This window comes from Variovorax sp. J22G73 (assembly GCF_030317035.1).
GTDB lineage: Bacteria > Pseudomonadota > Gammaproteobacteria > Burkholderiales > Burkholderiaceae_C > Variovorax.
This window is the reverse complement of record NZ_JASZYK010000001.1, coordinates 764,404-779,964: the sequence shown is the minus strand read 5'-3', so window position 1 is coordinate 779,964 and position 15,561 is coordinate 764,404. Positions and strand designations below refer to the sequence as shown.

Below are 15,561 nucleotides of genomic sequence, written 5' to 3'. Positions count from 1 at the left end.
TTTTTTGATTTGCCGCAACGGCCTTCGTGCGTTGCGGCCTGACGGAAGCCCATCGTGCTCGATCAGCAGCTTGTCAACGCCTTGTCGCTGGGGTGCGTCTACGCACTCTTCGCGCTCGGCTTCACACTCATCTTCGGCGTGCTCGGCGTCATCAACCTCTCGCACGGCGCGGTGTTCATGGTGGGCGCATATGCGGCCGCCGAGTTCATGCGCGTGTCGGGCATGCCCCTGTGGGTCGGCCTGCCGTTCGCGTTCGCGTTCTGCGGCGTGCTCGGCTTCCTGGTCGACGTGCTGGTGCTCAAGCCGCTGCGCAAGCGCAACGCACCCCACCTGATTCCGATGATCGCCACCATCGGCGTGGCCATCATCCTGAACAACGGCATCCAGGGCATTTTCGGCGCGGAAAACCTGCGCTTCCCGCCCGGCACCATTCCCGACGACGCGCTGGTGTTCGCCGGCATCCACGTCACCGTGCTCGAGCTGGGCATCGTGCTGGCGTCGTTCGTGCTCATGGGCGTGCTGATGCTGTCGCTGCAGCGCACGCAACTGGGCCGCGCGCTGCGCGCCATCGCCGAGTCGCCCAAGGCGGCGTACCTGGTGGGCGTGAACGTCGAGGGATTGTTCTACCTGACCTCGTTCGTGGCCGCCGGCCTGGGCGGCGTGGCGGGCGTGCTGATCGGGCTGTACTCGAACGCGCTCTTCCCGCTGATGGGCCAGCCGATGCTCGAGAAAGGCATCGCGGTCATCATCCTGGGCGGCATGGGCGACATCCGCGGGGCGCTGCTGGGGGGCCTGTTCCTCGGTTTCGCCGAGGTGCTGTCGGTGGCCTACGTCGGCTCCAACATGCGCGACGCGGTGGCCTTCGGCCTGCTGTTCCTCGTGCTGCTGGTGCGCCCGAAGGGCCTCTTCGGTTCGCTGAAGGAGCGCAAGGTCTGATGGAAGCGCTCGACAACTTCTGGTCGGTCTACAGCAACCTGGTGCTCTCGCTGGGCATCAACGCGCTGCTGGCACTCTCGATCTGGCTCACGCTGGCCTGCGGCATGCTCGCGCTGGCCAACGCGGCCTTCATGGGCATCGGCGCGTACACCGCGTCGATCCTCACGCTGAACTACGGCGTGCCCTTCCCGGTGGCCATTGCCGCGGGCATGGCGGCGCCGGCGCTGGTGGCCTTCATCATCGGCAAGCCGACGCTGCGGCTGTCGGGCGTGTACCTGGCCATGGCCACGCTGGCCTTCGGCGAGGTGGTGCGCATCGCCATCCTGAACACCGAGTCGCTCACGGGCGGCGCGCTGGGGCTGAACGGCATTCCGCAATCCACCCAGTGGTGGCACGTGGCGCTGGCGTTGGTGCTGGTGCTGCTGGTGCTGTGGCGCGTGCGCCGCTCCAAGGTGGGCCGCGCCTTCGAGGCCATCAAGGAAGACGAGACCGCCGCCGGCCTCATGGGCATCGACGTGGCGGGCCACAAGATGCTGGCCTTCGTGCTGGGCGGCGCCATCGCCGGCCTGGCGGGCACGCTGAACGCGCACCTGACCTTCTTCATCGGCCCGGCCGAGTACGGCTTCAACCGCGCGGTTGACATCCTGACGATGGCGATCCTGGGCGGCATCGGCGGCCTCACCGGCCCGGTGCTGGGCGGCACCATCCTCACGCTGCTGCCCGAGATGCTGCGCGGGCTGGGCGCCTTCCGGCTGGTGGTGAACGGCTTCATCCTGGTGCTGATCGTGCTGTTCCTGCCCAAGGGCATCTGGGACCCGGCGCGCATCCGCCAGTGGTTCGGCCGCAAGGGGAGCGCAGCATGAGCGACCAGACACTTTTGACATTGAAGAACGTGTCGCGGCACTTCGGCGGGCTCAAGGTCCTGCAGGACGTGAACCTCGACATTCCCAAGGGCGGCATCTTCGGGCTCATCGGCCCGAACGGCGCCGGCAAGACCACGGTGTTCAACCTGATCACCGGCCTGCTGCCGACCACCAGCGGCACCATCCATTTCGAGGGCCAGGACCTGGCGGGCCGCAAGCCCTTCCAGATCACGCGCGGGGGCATCGCGCGCACCTTCCAGAACATCCGCATCTTCAAGGAGATGTCGCTGCTGGAGAACGTCACCGTGGGCATGGACGCCAAGCTGCGCTACGGCCCCTTCGGCCTGCTGGCCGGCTCGGGCCTGTTCCGCAGCGAGGAAAAGCGCGCGCGCGACCGTGCGCGCGAACTGCTCAGCTGGGTCAAGCTCGACCACAAGGCCAACGACGTGGCCGACAACCTCTCGTACGGCGACCAGCGCAAGCTGGAGCTGGCGCGCGCGCTGGCCACCGAGCCCAAGCTGCTGCTGCTCGACGAACCCGTCGCCGGCATGAACAGCACCGAGAAAAGCGAGCTGATGGTCGAAATCGAGAACATCGCGCAGCGCGGTTTCACGGTGTTCATGATCGAGCACGACATGCGCTTCGTGATGGGGCTGTGCGAGCAGATCGCGGTGCTGAACTTCGGGCGCATCATCGCGCGCGGCGGGCCGGACCAGATCCGCAACGACCCGCAGGTGATCGAGGCCTACCTCGGCCGCGAAGACGACGAAGCCACGAACGACCAGGAGGCCGCAGCATGAGCGCGGCGACGATGACGACGACCACCCCCTTGCTGAAGGTGCACGACCTGAAGGTGTCCTTCGGCCACGTCGAGGCCGTGAAGGGCATCGACTTCGAGCTGCACGAAGGGCAGATCACCACGCTGGTGGGCGCCAACGGCGCCGGCAAGTCGACCACGCTGCTGGCGCTGTCGGGGCTGGTGAAGAAGACCGCCGGGCGCGTGACGTTCGCAGGCCAGGACATCACCGGCCTGTCGCCGCACAAGATCGTGGCCGGCGGCGTGGTGCAGGTGGCCGAAGGCCGCGCCACGCTGACCACGCTCACGGTGCGCGACAACCTGGAGCTGGGCGCCTACACGCGGCGCGACGGCGCGGCCGCGCGCGCGGCCGACCTGGAACGCATCTACACGCTGTTCCCGGTGCTGAAGGACCGGGCCGACGGGCTGGCGGGCAACCTGTCGGGCGGCGAGCAGCAGATGCTGGCCATCGGCCGCGCATTGATGGCCAAGCCGCGCGTGCTGCTGCTGGACGAGCCCTCGATGGGGCTGGCGCCGATCATCGTGCAGGACATCTTCCGCACGCTGCGCGAGATCAACAAGCAGGGGCTGACGATCTTCCTGGTGGAGCAGAACGTGCGCCAGGCGCTGAAGATCGCGGACCGGGCCTATGTGATCGAGACGGGGAGCATCGTGCTGTCGGGGACGGGGCGCGAGCTGCTGGGCAACCCGAAGGTGCAGGACGCGTACCTGGGGAGCTGAGCAGGCTGTCTTTTCTTTCTCCCTCCCCCGCTGGGGGAGGGAGCCATACCGGAAACTCAGGCGCGGCCGAAGCGGTCGGCGATGGACTTCTCGATGCCTGCCGCGTCGAGCCCGATGCCCGACAGCAGCTTCGCCGGATCGCCATGCTCGATGAACACGTCGGGCAGGCCCAGCTGCAGCACCGGCTTCTGCACGTTCGCGGCCTGCAGCGCCTCGAGCACCGCGCTGCCCGCGCCGCCCATGACGGCGCCCTCTTCCAGCGTGACGAACGCATCGTGCGTGGCCGCGACCTTCAGCAGCAGCTCGACGTCCAGCGGCTTGGCCCAGCGCATGTTGACCACCGTGGCGTCGAGCGACTCGGCCGCCGCGAGCGCGGGGTACAGCAGCGTGCCGAACGCCAGGATCGCGATGCGCTTGCCTTCGCGGCGCACCTCGCCCTTGCCGAAGGGCAATGCGTCGAGCGTGAGGTGCGGCGCCACGCCGGCACCCGCGCCGCGCGGGTAGCGCACCGCCACCGGGTGGCTCTGCTCGTAGGCGCTGGTCAGCAACTGGCGGCATTCGCGCTCGTCGGCCGGGCAGGCGATGCTCATGTTCGGAATGCAGCGAAGGAACGGAACGTCGTACGCACCCGCGTGCGTCGCGCCGTCGGCGCCCACCAGGCCCGCGCGGTCGAGTGCGAACACCACCGGCAGGTTCTGGATCGCCACGTCGTGGATCAGCTGGTCGTACGCGCGCTGCAGAAAGGTCGAGTAAATCGCGACCACGGGCTTCAGCCCCTCGCAGGCCAGGCCGGCCGCGAAGGTCACGGCGTGTTGCTCGGCGATGCCGACGTCGTAGTAGCGATCGGGAAAGCGCTTTTCGAACTCCACCAGCCCCGAGCCTTCGCGCATGGCGGGCGTGATGCCCACCAGCCGGCCGTCGGCGGCCGCGGTGTCGCACAGCCAGGTGCCGAACACCTGCGTGAAGGTCTGCTTGGCCACGGCGGTCGACTTCACCAGCCCCACCTGCGGATCGAACTTGCCCGGGCCGTGGTACGCCACGGGGTCGGCCTCGGCCAGCTTGTAGCCCTGGCCCTTCTTGGTCACCACGTGCAGGAACTGCGGGCCGTCGAGGTGCTTCAGGTTCTCCAGCGTGGGCACCAGCGAGTCGAGGTCGTGGCCGTCGATGGGGCCCACGTAGTTGAAGCCGAACTGCTCGAACAGCGTGGCCGGCACGACCATGCCCTTGGCATGCTGCTCCAGGCGCTTGGCCAGCTCGAACAGCGGCGGCGCGTTGCGCAGCACGCTCTTGCCCACGTTCTTGGCGGCGGCGTAGAAGTTGCCGCTCATCAGCTGCGCGAGGTAGCGGTTGAGCGCGCCCACCGGCGGGCTGATCGACATGTCGTTGTCGTTCAGGATGACCAGCAGCTTGCAGTCGCACACGCCGGCGTTGTTCAGCGCCTCGAAGGCCATGCCGGCCGTGAGCGCGCCGTCGCCGATGATGGCCACGGTGTGGCGGTCTTCGCCCTTCTGCTTGGCGCCCATGGCCATGCCCAGCGCGGCCGAGATGCTGGTCGACGAGTGGGCGGTGCCGAAGGTGTCGTACTCGCTCTCGGTGCGCTGCGGAAAGCCGGAGATGCCGCCGATCTGGCGCAGCGTGGGCATGCGCTCGCGCCGGCCCGTGAGGATCTTGTGCGGGTAGGTCTGGTGGCCCACGTCCCACACCAGGCGGTCGTGCGGCGTGTTGAACACGTGGTGCAGCGCCACCGTGAGTTCGACCGTGCCCAGGTTCGAGCTCAGGTGGCCGCCGGTGCGCGAGACGTTGTCGAGCACGCAGGCGCGCACCTCGTCGGACAGCTGGCGCAGCTGGGCCCGGTCGTACTTGCGGATCGGCGCGGGGTCGTGGAGTGTGGGAAGCAACGGAGCCATGGGGTGGTGTGTTCTTTTCTCTCTCAGCGGTCGCGGTCGACCACCATGTGGGCCAGTGCGCGCAGGGCCGCGGTGTCGGCCAGGCCGCTGCGTTCGAGCGCGGCGAGCGCGTCGGCCAGCAGTTGCCGGGCCTGTGCGCGCGCACCGTCGAGGCCCAGCAGCGAAACATAGGTGGGCTTGTCGGCCGCGGCGTCCTTGCCGGCGGTCTTGCCCAGGGTTTGCGAATCGGCGACCACGTCGAGGATGTCGTCCACCACCTGGAAGGCCAGGCCGATGGCCGCACCGTAGTCGCGCAGCGCGGCCAGCGCCGCGGGGCTGACCGGCCCGCAGGCCGCGCCCATCTCGACGCTGCCCTGCAGCAGCGCGCCGGTCTTCAGGCGGTGCATTTCGCGCAGCTGCGCTTCGTTCAGCGCAATGCCCACGCTGGCCAGGTCGATGGCCTGGCCGCCGGCCATGCCCTGGCTGCCCGCGGCGCGCGCGAGCAGGCGGCACAGCAGGGCCTGCATGGCGGCGGGTACCTCGTCGCCTTCGGGCGTGAGCAGCTCGAAGGCCAGGGCCTGCAGCGCGTCGCCGGCCAGCAGGGCGTCGGCCTCGCCGAACTTGACGTGCACCGTGGGCTTGCCGCGGCGCAGCACGTCGTTGTCCATGCAGGGAAGGTCGTCGTGCACCAGCGAATAGGCGTGGATCAGCTCGGTGGCGCAGGCCGCGCGCAAGGCCGCGGCGGTGTTGCCGCCCACGGCCTCGGCCGCGGCCAGCACCAGCAGGGGCCGCAGCCGCTTGCCGCCGTCGAGCACGGCGTAGCGCATGGCGTCGCCCAGCAGCACGGGCGCATCGACGCCGACCCAGCGCGACAGCGCGGCCTCGACGTTCGCGAGATGGGGTTCGTTCCAGGCGGAAAGGGTCTTGGCGTCCCAGTTGACCGCGGGCGACGGGTGGGTCGTGGCGGCGCTCATTCGGCCGTCCAGACCTTCAGGCTGCCCGCGTCGAGCACCTTGATCTGGTCTTCGACCGCCTGCAGCTTGTCGCGGCAGAAGGCGAGCAGCGCGGCGCCGCGCTGGTAGCTGCCGAGCAGCTGGTCCAGGGGCAGCTGGCCCGATTCGAGTTCCGCCACCAGTTGTTCCAGTTCCTGAAGCCCGGCTTCGTAACTGGCGGGCATCGGGCCCGTGTCGGGCGTGGCCGCCGGGCTGGACGTGGAAGGAGAAGGCACCTTGGGCATGCAAGCGAAACGTGGGTGAAACCGGGCATTTTAGGGCGCGGACCGAAACAGGCACCCCCGGGTACAATGCGAACTTCTCTCGTTGGCGACACCAACACACTCTCCGGGCCGTCGAAGCCTCCAGGCGGCGCCTCCGTTCTTTTCTTTTTTCTCTCCCTGTGGGGAGCTTGGTCAGGTCCTCCATGTCTGATTTAAGTCTTCAACTGCAGCAGGCCACGAGCCAACTTCCAGTTTCCGCGTATTTCGACGAGGCGCTGTATGCCCGCGAAATGCAGAACCTTTTTGCGCGAGGGCCCCGCTACGTCGGCCATCGCCTGGCCGTGCCCGAAATGGGCAACTTCCACACGCTGCCGCAAGAGCACCAGGGCCGCGCGCTGGTGCACACGCCCAAGGGCGTGGAGCTGATCTCCAACGTGTGCCGCCACCGCCAGGCCCTCATCCTGCAGGGCCGGGGCCAGCTCGACAACCAGGCCGGCGGCAACATCGTGTGCCCGCTGCACCGCTGGACCTACGCCGCGAGCGACGCGCGCACCACGGGCACGCTCATCGGCGCCCCGCACTTCGACCAGGACCCGTGCCTGAACCTGCACAACTACCCGCTCACCGAGTGGAACGGCCTCCTGTTCGAGAAGAACGCCGACGGTTCCGGCCCCGACGTGGCGGCCGACATGGCGGGCCTGGGCCCGCAGGCCGACCTCGACTTCTCGGGCTACGCGCTGGACCGCGTCGAGCTGCACGAGTGCAACTACAACTGGAAGACCTTCATCGAGGTCTACCTCGAGGACTACCACGTCGGCCCGTTCCACCCGGGCCTGGGCAGCTTCGTCACCTGCGACGACCTGCGCTGGGAGTTCAAGCCGCGCTATTCGGTGCAGACGGTGGGCGTGGCCAACCGCCTGGGCCGCGCGGGCAGCCCGGTCTACCAGAAGTGGCAGGAGCAGCTGCTCAAGTACCGCGACGGCAAGCCGCCGAAGTACGGCGCCATCTGGCTCACCTACTACCCGCACGTGATGGTCGAGTGGTATCCGCACGTGCTCACGGTGTCCACGCTGCACCCGGTGAGCCCGACCAAGACGCTGAACATGGTCGAGTTCTTCTACCCCGAGGAAATCGTCGCGTTCGAGCGCGAGTTCGTCGAGGCCCAGCAGGCCGCCTACATGGAAACCTGCGTGGAAGACGACGAGATCGCCGAGCGCATGGACGCCGGGCGCCGCGCGCTCATGCTGCGCGGCGACAACGAGACCGGCCCCTACCAGAGCCCCATGGAAGACGGCATGCAGCAGTTCCACGAGTGGTACCGCGTGGCCATGCAGAACAGCGTCGCGTGACGCGCGCCATTCCGCTCACCGCGCCAAGCCGCCAGCCAGCTCGAACAAGCCCCGGGGCCACCCGGGCACCCTTCCTTCCCCTCTGTTCATAAAGTAGAGACGATGCAAGCGCTCTGGATGGTGCTCGGCGCCTTTTTGTTCGCCACGATGAGCGTGGTCGTGAAGATCGCTTCCGAGTGGTTCAACAGCGGCGAGATGGTGCTGGGGCGCGGGCTGATCGGCATCGTGTTTCTCTGGCTGCTGGCACGCAACCGCGGCGTGTCGCTGGCCACCCGCTACCCCGGCATGCACGCCTGGCGCAGCACCATCGGCGTGATCTCGCTGGGCGCGTGGTTCTACGCCATCGCGCACATGCCGCTGGCCACCGCCGTCACGCTGAACTACATGAGCAGCGTGTGGGTCGCGGCCTTTCTGATCGGCGGCGCGCTGCTGGCCTGGGTGCCGGTGCCCGGGCGCGACGGCCGCGTGGAGCGCCCGCCGCTGCAGGGCGCGCTGGCGCTGACGGTGCTGGCCGGTTTTGTCGGCGTGGTGCTGATGCTCAAGCCCACGGTGAACGGCAACGAAGGCTTCGCCGGGATGCTGGGCCTGCTGTCGGGGCTCACGGCCGCCTTTGCCTACATGCAGGTGGTGGCGCTGTCGCGCATCGGCGAGCCCGAGCTGCGCACGGTGTTCTATTTCGCGGTCGGCTCGGCCGTGGCGGGCGGCTTTGCCACCGCGGCCACCGGGTTTTCGGGCGGTGGCGCGTGGACCTGGCAGCACGCGCTGTGGCTGCTGCCCATCGGCTTGCTGGCCGCTCTCGGACAACTCTGCATGACCCGCGCCTACGCCACCGCCAAGACCCAGGCCGGTACGCTGGTGGTCGCCAACCTGCAGTATTCGGGCATCGTCTTCGCGGCGTTCTACAGCGTGGTGCTGTTCGACGACCGCATCGACGCGGCCGGCTGGGGCGGCATGGCGCTTATCATCGCCAGCGGCATTGCTGCAACTGTGTTGCGACAGCGGGCGGTGCCCAAGGCGCCAGCCGAGGAACATTGAGGCGCCGGCCGAGCAACATCGATTCGCGCCCCGTGCGCATGACCTGACAAGCGAAGGACACACACCATGTACACCACCCTCATCAGCGTCGAACAACTCCAGCAGCTGCAAGCCGGCGACACCCCCTTCATGGTCTTCGACTGCACCTTCGACCTCATGAAGCCCGACAGCGGCGTGCAGCAGTACGCCGCCGCGCACATTCCCGGCGCGCACTACGCCAACCTCGACACCGACCTCAGCGCCAGGCACGGCGTGCCCGGCGCGCACGGCGAAGTGGTGGTCGCGCAGGAAGACGGCCTGCCCGCCTCGGGCGGGCGCCATCCGCTGCCCAGCCGCGAGAAGTTCGCGCAATGGCTCTCCAGCGTGGGCTTCGCCAACGGCATGCAGGCCGTGGTGTACGACCGCAACGGCGCCAACTACTGCGGTCGCCTGTGGTGGATGCTCAAGTGGATGGGCCACGACGCGGTGGCCGTGCTCGACGGCGGCCTGCAGGCCTGGCAGGCGGCGGGCGGCGAGGTCACCGGCCGCGAGGAGCCCGCGCGCTTCCAGTCGAACTTCGTCACCGGCGAGCCGCTGGCCAGGCTGGTGACCACCGACACCGTCGTGCGCCGGCTGGGGCAGCCTGACCAGAACCTGATCGATGCGCGCGCCGGTGCACGTTACCGCGGCGAGGTGGAACCTCTGGACCCGATTGCCGGTCACATCCCCGGGGCCCTGAACCGGCCCTTCGCCGAGAACATCGGCCCCGACGGCAAGTTCAAGCCGGCATCGCAATTGCGTGCCGAGTTCGAGACCTTGCTCGCGGGGCGAGACCCGGCGAGCGTTGTCCACCAGTGCGGCAGCGGCGTGAGCGCCGTGCCCAACCTGCTGGCCATGCAGGTCGCCGGACTGGGGACCACAGCGCTCTATGCCGGCAGCTGGAGCGAATGGAGCAACACGCCGGGGCTGCCGACCCGGCAAGGCGCGCAACCATGACATTGACGAATCGACGAGTCCAGGCCCTTCGACGCGGCTCGGCACTCGCACTGGCCGCCGCATTTCTTGCGGCCGCCCCGTTCCTCGCCGCACAGGCGCAGGAGCAGCACGCCCATGTGCACGGCCAGCTCAAGCTCGACGTGGCCGTCGACGGCCCCACGGTGGTGATCGACATGGAGTCCCCGCTGGACAACATCGTGGGCTTCGAGCGCGCACCGAAGACCGAGGCCGAGAAAAAGACCGTCGAAGAAGCCGTGGCCCAGTTGCGCGCCGCGGACAAGCTCTTCATCGTCGACCCCGCCGCCAACTGCAAGCTCGGCCCGGTCGACCTGCGTTCCGGCGCGCTGGGCCTGGGCAACCCCGACCCGAGCGAGCCCGTGGGCCATGCCGACCTGGACGCCACCTTCTCCTTCAACTGCACCAACGCGGCCGCCGCGAAGTTCATCGACGTGAACCTGTTCGCCGTGTTCAAGGGCCTGCGCCAGATCGACTCGCAAATCGCCACCGCACAGGGCCAGTTCAAGCGCCAGCTGAAGCGCCCGGCCGGCGCGCAGGCCGCGCAGCCCGCCCGCCTGGGCTGGGGCAAGTGACACCGTGAGCGTCGCCCCCGAGGCCCGCACGGCAGCCAACGCGAATACGGACAACGCCGCGACCGACAACGCCGACACTTCGCCACTGCGCGTGGTGCTTTCCGCCGAAGCGCTGCGCTTCTCCTGGCCCGGCGTGAAGACGCCGTGCATCGACATCGAGGCGTTCCGCATCTCGGCCGGCGAATCGGTGTTCCTGCACGGCCCCAGCGGCTGCGGCAAGAGCACGCTGCTGTCGCTGCTGGCCGGCGTGCTGGTGGCCGACGAAGGCCGCGTCATGCTGCTGGGCCACGACTGGTCGCAGCTCTCGGGCGCGGCGCGCGACCGCAGCCGCGTGGCGCACGTGGGCTACATCTTCCAGCAGTTCAACCTGCTGCCGTACCTGAGCGTGCTCGACAACGTGCTGCTGCCCTGCCGCTTCTCGGCACGGCGAGAAATACAGGCCTCGAAGCACCGCCCCGCGCGCGAGGAGGCCGAGCACCTGCTCGACCAGATGGGGCTGGACCGCAACCTCTGGAAGCGCCAGGCGCTGCAGCTGTCGGTGGGCCAGCAGCAGCGCGTGGCCGCGGCGCGCGCGCTCATCGGCCAGCCCGAGGTGGTGATTGCCGACGAGCCCACCTCCGCGCTCGACGAAGACCGGCGCGAGGCCTTCCTCGACGTGCTGCTCACGGCCTGCGTGGAGAACCACAGCGCGCTGGTCTTCGTGAGCCACGACCAGCGCATTGCGCAGCGCTTCGCGCGGCACGTGCTGCTGCCCGAGATCAACCGCGCGGCGAGCAGCGCGATGGCGGTGGACGCATGAAGGCGCTCGCATGAAGGCTCTTTTCTCCATCGCATGGCGCAGCGCCTGGAACCGCCGCTTCACGCTCGCGCTCACGGTGTTCTCCATTGCGCTGTCGACCTTCCTGCTGCTGGGCGTGGAGCGCATCCGCACCGAGCTGCGCGAGAACTTCGCGTCTTCGGTCTCGGGCACCGACCTGATCGTGGGCGCGCGCACCGGCTCCACGCAGCTGCTGCTGTACTCGGTGTTCCGCATCGGCGCGGCCACCAACAACATCTCTTGGAAGAGCGTGCAGGCGCTGCAGGCGCACCCCGGTGTCGACTGGGTGGTGCCGCTGTCGCTGGGCGACTCGCACCGCGGCTTTGCGGTACTGGCCACGTCCACCGACTACTTCACGCGCTTTCGCTACGGCGACAAGCAGCTGCTGAAGCTGCGCGAAGGCAAGCCCTTCAACGAGCTGTTCGACGCGGTGGTGGGTGCCGAGGTGGCCGACAAGCTTGGCTACCACGTGGGCCAGAAGATCACGCTGGCGCACGGCAGCGGCGAGCTCAACGTGGCCGAGCATGCCGACAAGCCCTTCACCGTGGTCGGCGTGCTCGCGCGCACCGGCACGCCGGTCGACCGCACGGTGCACATCGGGCTGGCGGCCATGGAAGCGATTCACCTCGAGTGGGTGGGCGGCGCGCCGATGCCCGGCGTGCACATTCCCGCGGAGCAGGTGCGCAAGTTCGACCTCACGCCCAAGAACGTGACGGCCGCGCTGGTGGGCCTGAAGAACCGCGCGGCGGTGTTCGGGGTGCAGCGCTGGATATCGACCTACACCGGCGAGCCGCTCATGGCCATCCTGCCCGGCGTGGCGCTCGACGAGCTGTGGAGCGTGATCGGCATCGGCGAGAACGCGCTGCTGCTGATGTCGGCGCTGGTGGCGCTGGTGAGCCTCGCGGGGCTGGTGTCGGTGGTGATGGCGGGGCTGAACGAACGCCGGCGCGAGCTTGCCGTGCTGCGCGCCGTGGGCGCCGGCCTGCGCCACGTGCTGGCGCTGCTGGCGCTCGAAGGCGCCATGGTCACCGTGCTGGGCGTGCTGCTGGGCGTGGTGATGGCGCTGCTGGGCATCGCCCTGCTCTCGCCATGGCTGCAGGCGCAGTTCGGGCTGACACTGAGCCTTTCAGAACCTACACTGAACGAATGGCTGCTGATGGCAAGCCTGCTGGTCGCCGGATGGCTGGCAAGCCTGCTGCCCGGCATTCGCGCCTACCGCCTTTCCCTTGCCGACGGCCTCTCGCCGAGGATCTGAACCATGCCCACTGTCCACGCCCGTTCTCAAGCACCCGCATCGAACTCTTCCAAGGCTTTCACGCGGCTTTCAATGCTGATTGCCGGCGCCGGCCTCGCGGCCGCCGCCTGGGCCGCCGAGCCCGCCCCCAAGGACACCACCGCCACCAACCCGCTCGGCGGCAAGGCGGCGGCGCCGGCCGCGGCCAAGCCCGCTTTAAGCCAGCCGGGCCAGCCAGGCCAGGCGCGCCAGATCACCTGGGAAGAGCTGGTGCCCAAAGACTGGGACCCGGCCAAGGAATTCAAGGGCATGGACCTGAGCGCGCTCGACGACGGCGACCCGCGCGCCAACGAGCTGCTCATGAAGATGCAGGAGGTGTCGAACAACGCACCGACCAACCCGACGATGAACGGCGTCGAAGTGAAGATACCGGGCTTCATCGTGCCGCTCGAGGAAGCCAAGGGCGAGGTCACCGAGTTCCTGCTGGTGCCCTACTTCGGCGCCTGCATCCACACGCCGCCGCCGCCGGCCAACCAGATCCTGCACGTGGTGCCGCAAAAGGGCGCCAAGTTCCGCGCCATGGACACCGTGTGGGTCACCGGCAAGCTGCAGACGCTGCGCAACGATTCGATGATGGGCGTGAGCGGCTACCACGTGAGCGCGGCCAACGTCACCAAGTACACCGGCGGCGCGAAGTAAGAAAAGACCCCCCGGCGGGTCAGCTGTAGCCCGCGGCCTCCCGGCCGTGTGGCTGTGCGCCGACAGGGTTGACGGCGCACCACCGACACAGTCGGTTGCATCCGGGGCGCAGGCTTTGTCATCGCCTGCTGCCGCGCGCCGTTGAAAGAGTTCCGGGCACGACGCCGGCGTCCTCATGGAACTCCGATGACAAACAACAACTTCGCCCCCCGCCTGCTGACGATCTCGCTGTGCATCAGCGCCCTCGTTCTCGCAGGCTGCGACAAGACACCCAGTGCACCCGCAGCGGCTGCAGACCCGGCGACCACCATGCCCGCGCCCTCGGTGCCTCAGACATCTGCCGCGCCTGCGGTGGCAACCCCTGCGGCCTACACGCCGCCTTCCGCCGAGCAGCTCTACCAACTGGTCGCCCCCATCGCGCTGTACCCCGACAAGCTGGTGGCGCAAGTGCTGGCCGGCGCCACCTACCCCGAGCAGATCACCGCCGCGCACGACTGGCTGGGCCAGAACCGCAACCTCAAGGCCGGTCCGCTCGCCGATGCGGCCAACCAGCAACCGTGGGACCCGAGCGTGAAGTCGCTCACCGCGTTCCGCCCGGTGGTCGACCAGCTGGCCGGCAACATCCCGTGGACCACGGCGCTGGGGCAGGCCTACTACAACGACCCGGCCGACGTGATGAACGCCATCCAAGTCATGCGCCAGCGCGCGGCCAAGGCGGGCCGGCTGAAGAACAACGACAAGCTGCGCGTGGCCAGCGCCGCCACGCCCCGAGGCTATGCGCCGTCGCCCGACATGCAGCCGGTGTACGGCGGCCCCGCCGTGATCGAGGCGCCGCCGCAATACATCACCATCGAGCCGGTGCAGCCCGACGTGGTGTACGTGCCCGCGTACGACCCGCAGGTGATCTACGGCTCGCCCGAGCCCGTGTACCCCGGCTACGCCTACGCGCCACCGGTGCAGGTGGCGCCGCAGGGCTACAGCGGTGGCCAGCTGGCCGCGGCGGGCGTGCTGGCCTTCGGCGCCGGCGTGGTGGTGGGCAGCGCCTTCGAGCGGCACGGCTGGGGCTGGAACTCCTGGAACGTGAACTGGGGCGGCCCGCGCGGACGTGACCGCGATCGCGACCGTGGCGCACCGCCGCCCGCCTTCGCACGGCCGGCCGTGGTCTACAACAACAGCACCTACGTGTCGCGCTCGACCACCGTGATCAACAACGTGAACGAGCGCAACGTCTACAACAACAACGGCGGTGGCGCACGCGGTGGCTTGCCGCCCAACTTCTCGGCGGGGCCGGCGTTCGCGCAGCAACAGCAGGCGCAACAACAGCAGGCCCAGCAGCAGGCACTGCTCGCGCAACAGCAACAGCAGAACGCGCAGCGCCAGCAGCAGCAAGCGGTGATGGCGCAGCAGCAGGCGCAGGGCCAGCAGCGCGCGCAAGAACAGGCCCAGCAGCGCGCACAACAGCAGGCCCAACTGCAGCAAGCGCAGCAGCAACAAGCCCAGCAAGCCCGGCAACAACAGCAACAGCAGGCGATGCAGCAGCAGCAGGCGCGCGAGCAGCAACAGCAAGCACGCCAGGCGCAGATGCAGCAGGGTCAGCAGCAAGAACAACAGCGCCGCCAGCAAGCTCAGCAAGCGCAGCAAGCCCAACTGGCGCAGCAGCAGGCGCAACAACAGCAGCGAGGCGGCAATGCGCCCGGGCAGCCGCCACAACAGGCCCTGCAGCAACAACAGCAACGTCAGCAGCAGCAGGCCGCCCAGGAGCAGCAACGCCAGCAACAGCAGGCGCAGGCCGAACAGTCACGCCGTCAGCAAGCACAGGCCCAGGCTCAGCAGCAACAAGGCCAGCAACAGGCGCGTGAGCAACAGCAGCAGCAAGCCCAGCAGCGCGCGCAGCAGCAGGCTCAACAGCAGCAACAGCAGATCCAGCGCCAGCAGCAGCAACAACAGCAAGCGCAGCAGGCACAACAGGCGCAGCAACAACAGGCCCAGAACCAGGCCCGCCAGCAGCAACAAGCGCAACAGGAACAGATGCGCCGCCAGCAACAACAACAGCAGCAGCAAGCGCAACAGGCGCAGCAGGCTCAACAAGCCCAGCAGCAGGCCGCACGCGCGCAACAGCAGCAGCAACAACAGGCGATGCAGCAGCAACGCCAGCAACAGCAAGCCGCGATGGCGCAGCAACAGGCGCAAGCCCAGCAGCGCGCACAGCAGCAGGCCCAACAGCAGCAACAGCAGATGCAGCGCCAACAGCAGCAAGCCCAGCAGCACCAGCAGCAGGCCCAGCAACAGCAGGCCCAGCAGCAACAGCGCATGGCTGCCGCGGCAGCGGCTGCGCAGCAACGGCGTCCGCCCGGTCGTCCGGGCGAGCCGGGGCAGCAGCCTCAGTAAGCAAGCCTAGGCAGGCCTCGACAAAGGCTGTGCAAG

The 15,561-nt window shown here is 68.7% G+C and carries 15 protein-coding genes; 12 read left to right on the top strand and 3 right to left on the bottom strand.

Going from position 1 to position 15,561, the window contains the following annotated elements; all coding sequences use genetic code 11:
- The first annotated feature begins 54 nt into the window (after positions 1-54).
- From QTI51_RS03520 to QTI51_RS03505, 4 genes are read left to right on the top strand one after another with little or no spacing between them, the layout of a single operon-like run.
- A complete protein-coding gene (locus tag QTI51_RS03520) occupies positions 55-936 on the top strand; it encodes a branched-chain amino acid ABC transporter permease (protein WP_108134767.1) in 882 nt (293 codons plus the stop codon).
- On the top strand, positions 936-1,799 hold the full coding sequence (locus QTI51_RS03515; protein ID WP_116908137.1) for a branched-chain amino acid ABC transporter permease: 864 nt from the start codon (positions 936-938) through the stop codon (positions 1,797-1,799). Before QTI51_RS03520 ends, QTI51_RS03515 begins: the two co-directional genes overlap by 1 nt.
- Positions 1,796-2,599, top strand: coding sequence for an ABC transporter ATP-binding protein (locus tag QTI51_RS03510; protein ID WP_116908138.1), 804 nt, complete (start codon positions 1,796-1,798; stop codon positions 2,597-2,599). The genes QTI51_RS03515 and QTI51_RS03510 overlap by 4 nt, the downstream gene beginning before the upstream one ends.
- On the top strand, positions 2,596-3,336 hold the full coding sequence (locus tag QTI51_RS03505) for an ABC transporter ATP-binding protein (protein ID WP_116908139.1): 741 nt from the start codon (positions 2,596-2,598) through the stop codon (positions 3,334-3,336). The genes QTI51_RS03510 and QTI51_RS03505 overlap by 4 nt, the downstream gene beginning before the upstream one ends.
- Before the next feature lie 56 nt (positions 3,337-3,392).
- On the opposite strand, the gene dxs is transcribed toward QTI51_RS03505, so the two are convergent.
- From dxs to xseB, 3 genes are read right to left on the bottom strand one after another with little or no spacing between them, the layout of a single operon-like run.
- Positions 3,393-5,243: a 1-deoxy-D-xylulose-5-phosphate synthase gene (gene dxs, locus QTI51_RS03500; RefSeq protein WP_116908140.1), complete on the bottom strand. Its 1,851-nt coding sequence runs from the start codon at positions 5,241-5,243 to the stop codon at positions 3,393-3,395.
- Between the two features lie 23 nt (positions 5,244-5,266).
- A complete protein-coding gene (locus tag QTI51_RS03495) occupies positions 5,267-6,196 on the bottom strand; it encodes a polyprenyl synthetase family protein (RefSeq protein WP_116908141.1) in 930 nt (309 codons plus the stop codon).
- Positions 6,193-6,459: an exodeoxyribonuclease VII small subunit gene (xseB, locus tag QTI51_RS03490; RefSeq protein ID WP_116908142.1), complete on the bottom strand. Its 267-nt coding sequence runs from the start codon at positions 6,457-6,459 to the stop codon at positions 6,193-6,195. The genes QTI51_RS03495 and xseB overlap by 4 nt, the downstream gene beginning before the upstream one ends.
- A 182-nt stretch (positions 6,460-6,641) precedes the next feature.
- Here xseB and QTI51_RS03485 point away from each other — a divergent pair, with 182 nt between their 5' ends.
- The 8 genes from QTI51_RS03485 (at position 6,642) to QTI51_RS03450 (ending at position 15,525) form a co-directional block, all read left to right on the top strand.
- Positions 6,642-7,787, top strand: coding sequence for an aromatic ring-hydroxylating oxygenase subunit alpha (locus tag QTI51_RS03485; RefSeq protein WP_116908143.1), 1,146 nt, complete (start codon positions 6,642-6,644; stop codon positions 7,785-7,787).
- A 102-nt stretch (positions 7,788-7,889) separates the two neighbouring features.
- On the top strand, positions 7,890-8,822 hold the full coding sequence (locus tag QTI51_RS03480; protein ID WP_286512848.1) for a DMT family transporter: 933 nt from the start codon (positions 7,890-7,892) through the stop codon (positions 8,820-8,822).
- A gap of 66 nt (positions 8,823-8,888) precedes the next feature.
- Positions 8,889-9,797 carry a sulfurtransferase gene (locus tag QTI51_RS03475; RefSeq protein WP_116908144.1) on the top strand — a complete coding sequence of 303 codons (909 nt, stop codon included), beginning with the start codon at positions 8,889-8,891 and terminating at the stop codon, positions 9,795-9,797.
- Entirely contained in the window at positions 9,794-10,387 is a 594-nt protein-coding gene (locus QTI51_RS03470; RefSeq protein WP_116908145.1) for a DUF2796 domain-containing protein, read from the top strand. Before QTI51_RS03475 ends, QTI51_RS03470 begins: the two co-directional genes overlap by 4 nt.
- Positions 10,388-10,472: 85 nt before the next feature.
- Entirely contained in the window at positions 10,473-11,186 is a 714-nt protein-coding gene (locus tag QTI51_RS03465; RefSeq protein ID WP_116908548.1) for an ABC transporter ATP-binding protein, read from the top strand.
- Between the two features lie 10 nt (positions 11,187-11,196).
- The gene (locus QTI51_RS03460) at positions 11,197-12,459 is read left to right on the top strand and encodes an ABC transporter permease (protein ID WP_286512853.1); all 1,263 of its coding nucleotides are present in this window, start codon (positions 11,197-11,199) and stop codon (positions 12,457-12,459) included.
- A gap of 3 nt (positions 12,460-12,462) precedes the next feature.
- On the top strand, positions 12,463-13,137 hold the full coding sequence (locus tag QTI51_RS03455) for a DUF3299 domain-containing protein (RefSeq protein WP_116908147.1): 675 nt from the start codon (positions 12,463-12,465) through the stop codon (positions 13,135-13,137).
- 186 nt (positions 13,138-13,323) lie between these two features.
- Entirely contained in the window at positions 13,324-15,525 is a 2,202-nt protein-coding gene (locus tag QTI51_RS03450) for a DUF3300 domain-containing protein (RefSeq protein WP_116908148.1), read from the top strand.
- The last annotated feature ends 36 nt before the right edge of the window (positions 15,526-15,561 follow it).

Bases quoted from the DNA above. Each gene is read 5' to 3' on its own strand.
- QTI51_RS03515 (WP_116908137.1), top strand. From the start codon at position 936: ATGGAAGCGCTCGACAACTTCTGGTCGGTCTACAGCAACCTGGTGCTC.
- QTI51_RS03510 (WP_116908138.1), top strand. From the start codon at position 1,796: ATGAGCGACCAGACACTTTTGACATTGAAGAACGTGTCGCGGCACTTC.
- QTI51_RS03505 (WP_116908139.1), top strand. From the start codon at position 2,596: ATGAGCGCGGCGACGATGACGACGACCACCCCCTTGCTGAAGGTGCAC.
- dxs (WP_116908140.1), bottom strand. From the start codon at position 5,243: ATGGCTCCGTTGCTTCCCACACTCCACGACCCCGCGCCGATCCGCAAG.
- QTI51_RS03495 (WP_116908141.1), bottom strand. From the start codon at position 6,196: ATGAGCGCCGCCACGACCCACCCGTCGCCCGCGGTCAACTGGGACGCC.
- xseB (WP_116908142.1), bottom strand. From the start codon at position 6,459: ATGCCCAAGGTGCCTTCTCCTTCCACGTCCAGCCCGGCGGCCACGCCC.
- QTI51_RS03485 (WP_116908143.1), top strand. From the start codon at position 6,642: ATGTCTGATTTAAGTCTTCAACTGCAGCAGGCCACGAGCCAACTTCCA.
- QTI51_RS03480 (WP_286512848.1), top strand. From the start codon at position 7,890: ATGCAAGCGCTCTGGATGGTGCTCGGCGCCTTTTTGTTCGCCACGATG.
- QTI51_RS03475 (WP_116908144.1), top strand. From the start codon at position 8,889: ATGTACACCACCCTCATCAGCGTCGAACAACTCCAGCAGCTGCAAGCC.
- QTI51_RS03470 (WP_116908145.1), top strand. From the start codon at position 9,794: ATGACATTGACGAATCGACGAGTCCAGGCCCTTCGACGCGGCTCGGCA.
- QTI51_RS03460 (WP_286512853.1), top strand. From the start codon at position 11,197: ATGAAGGCTCTTTTCTCCATCGCATGGCGCAGCGCCTGGAACCGCCGC.
- QTI51_RS03455 (WP_116908147.1), top strand. From the start codon at position 12,463: ATGCCCACTGTCCACGCCCGTTCTCAAGCACCCGCATCGAACTCTTCC.
- QTI51_RS03450 (WP_116908148.1), top strand. From the start codon at position 13,324: ATGACAAACAACAACTTCGCCCCCCGCCTGCTGACGATCTCGCTGTGC.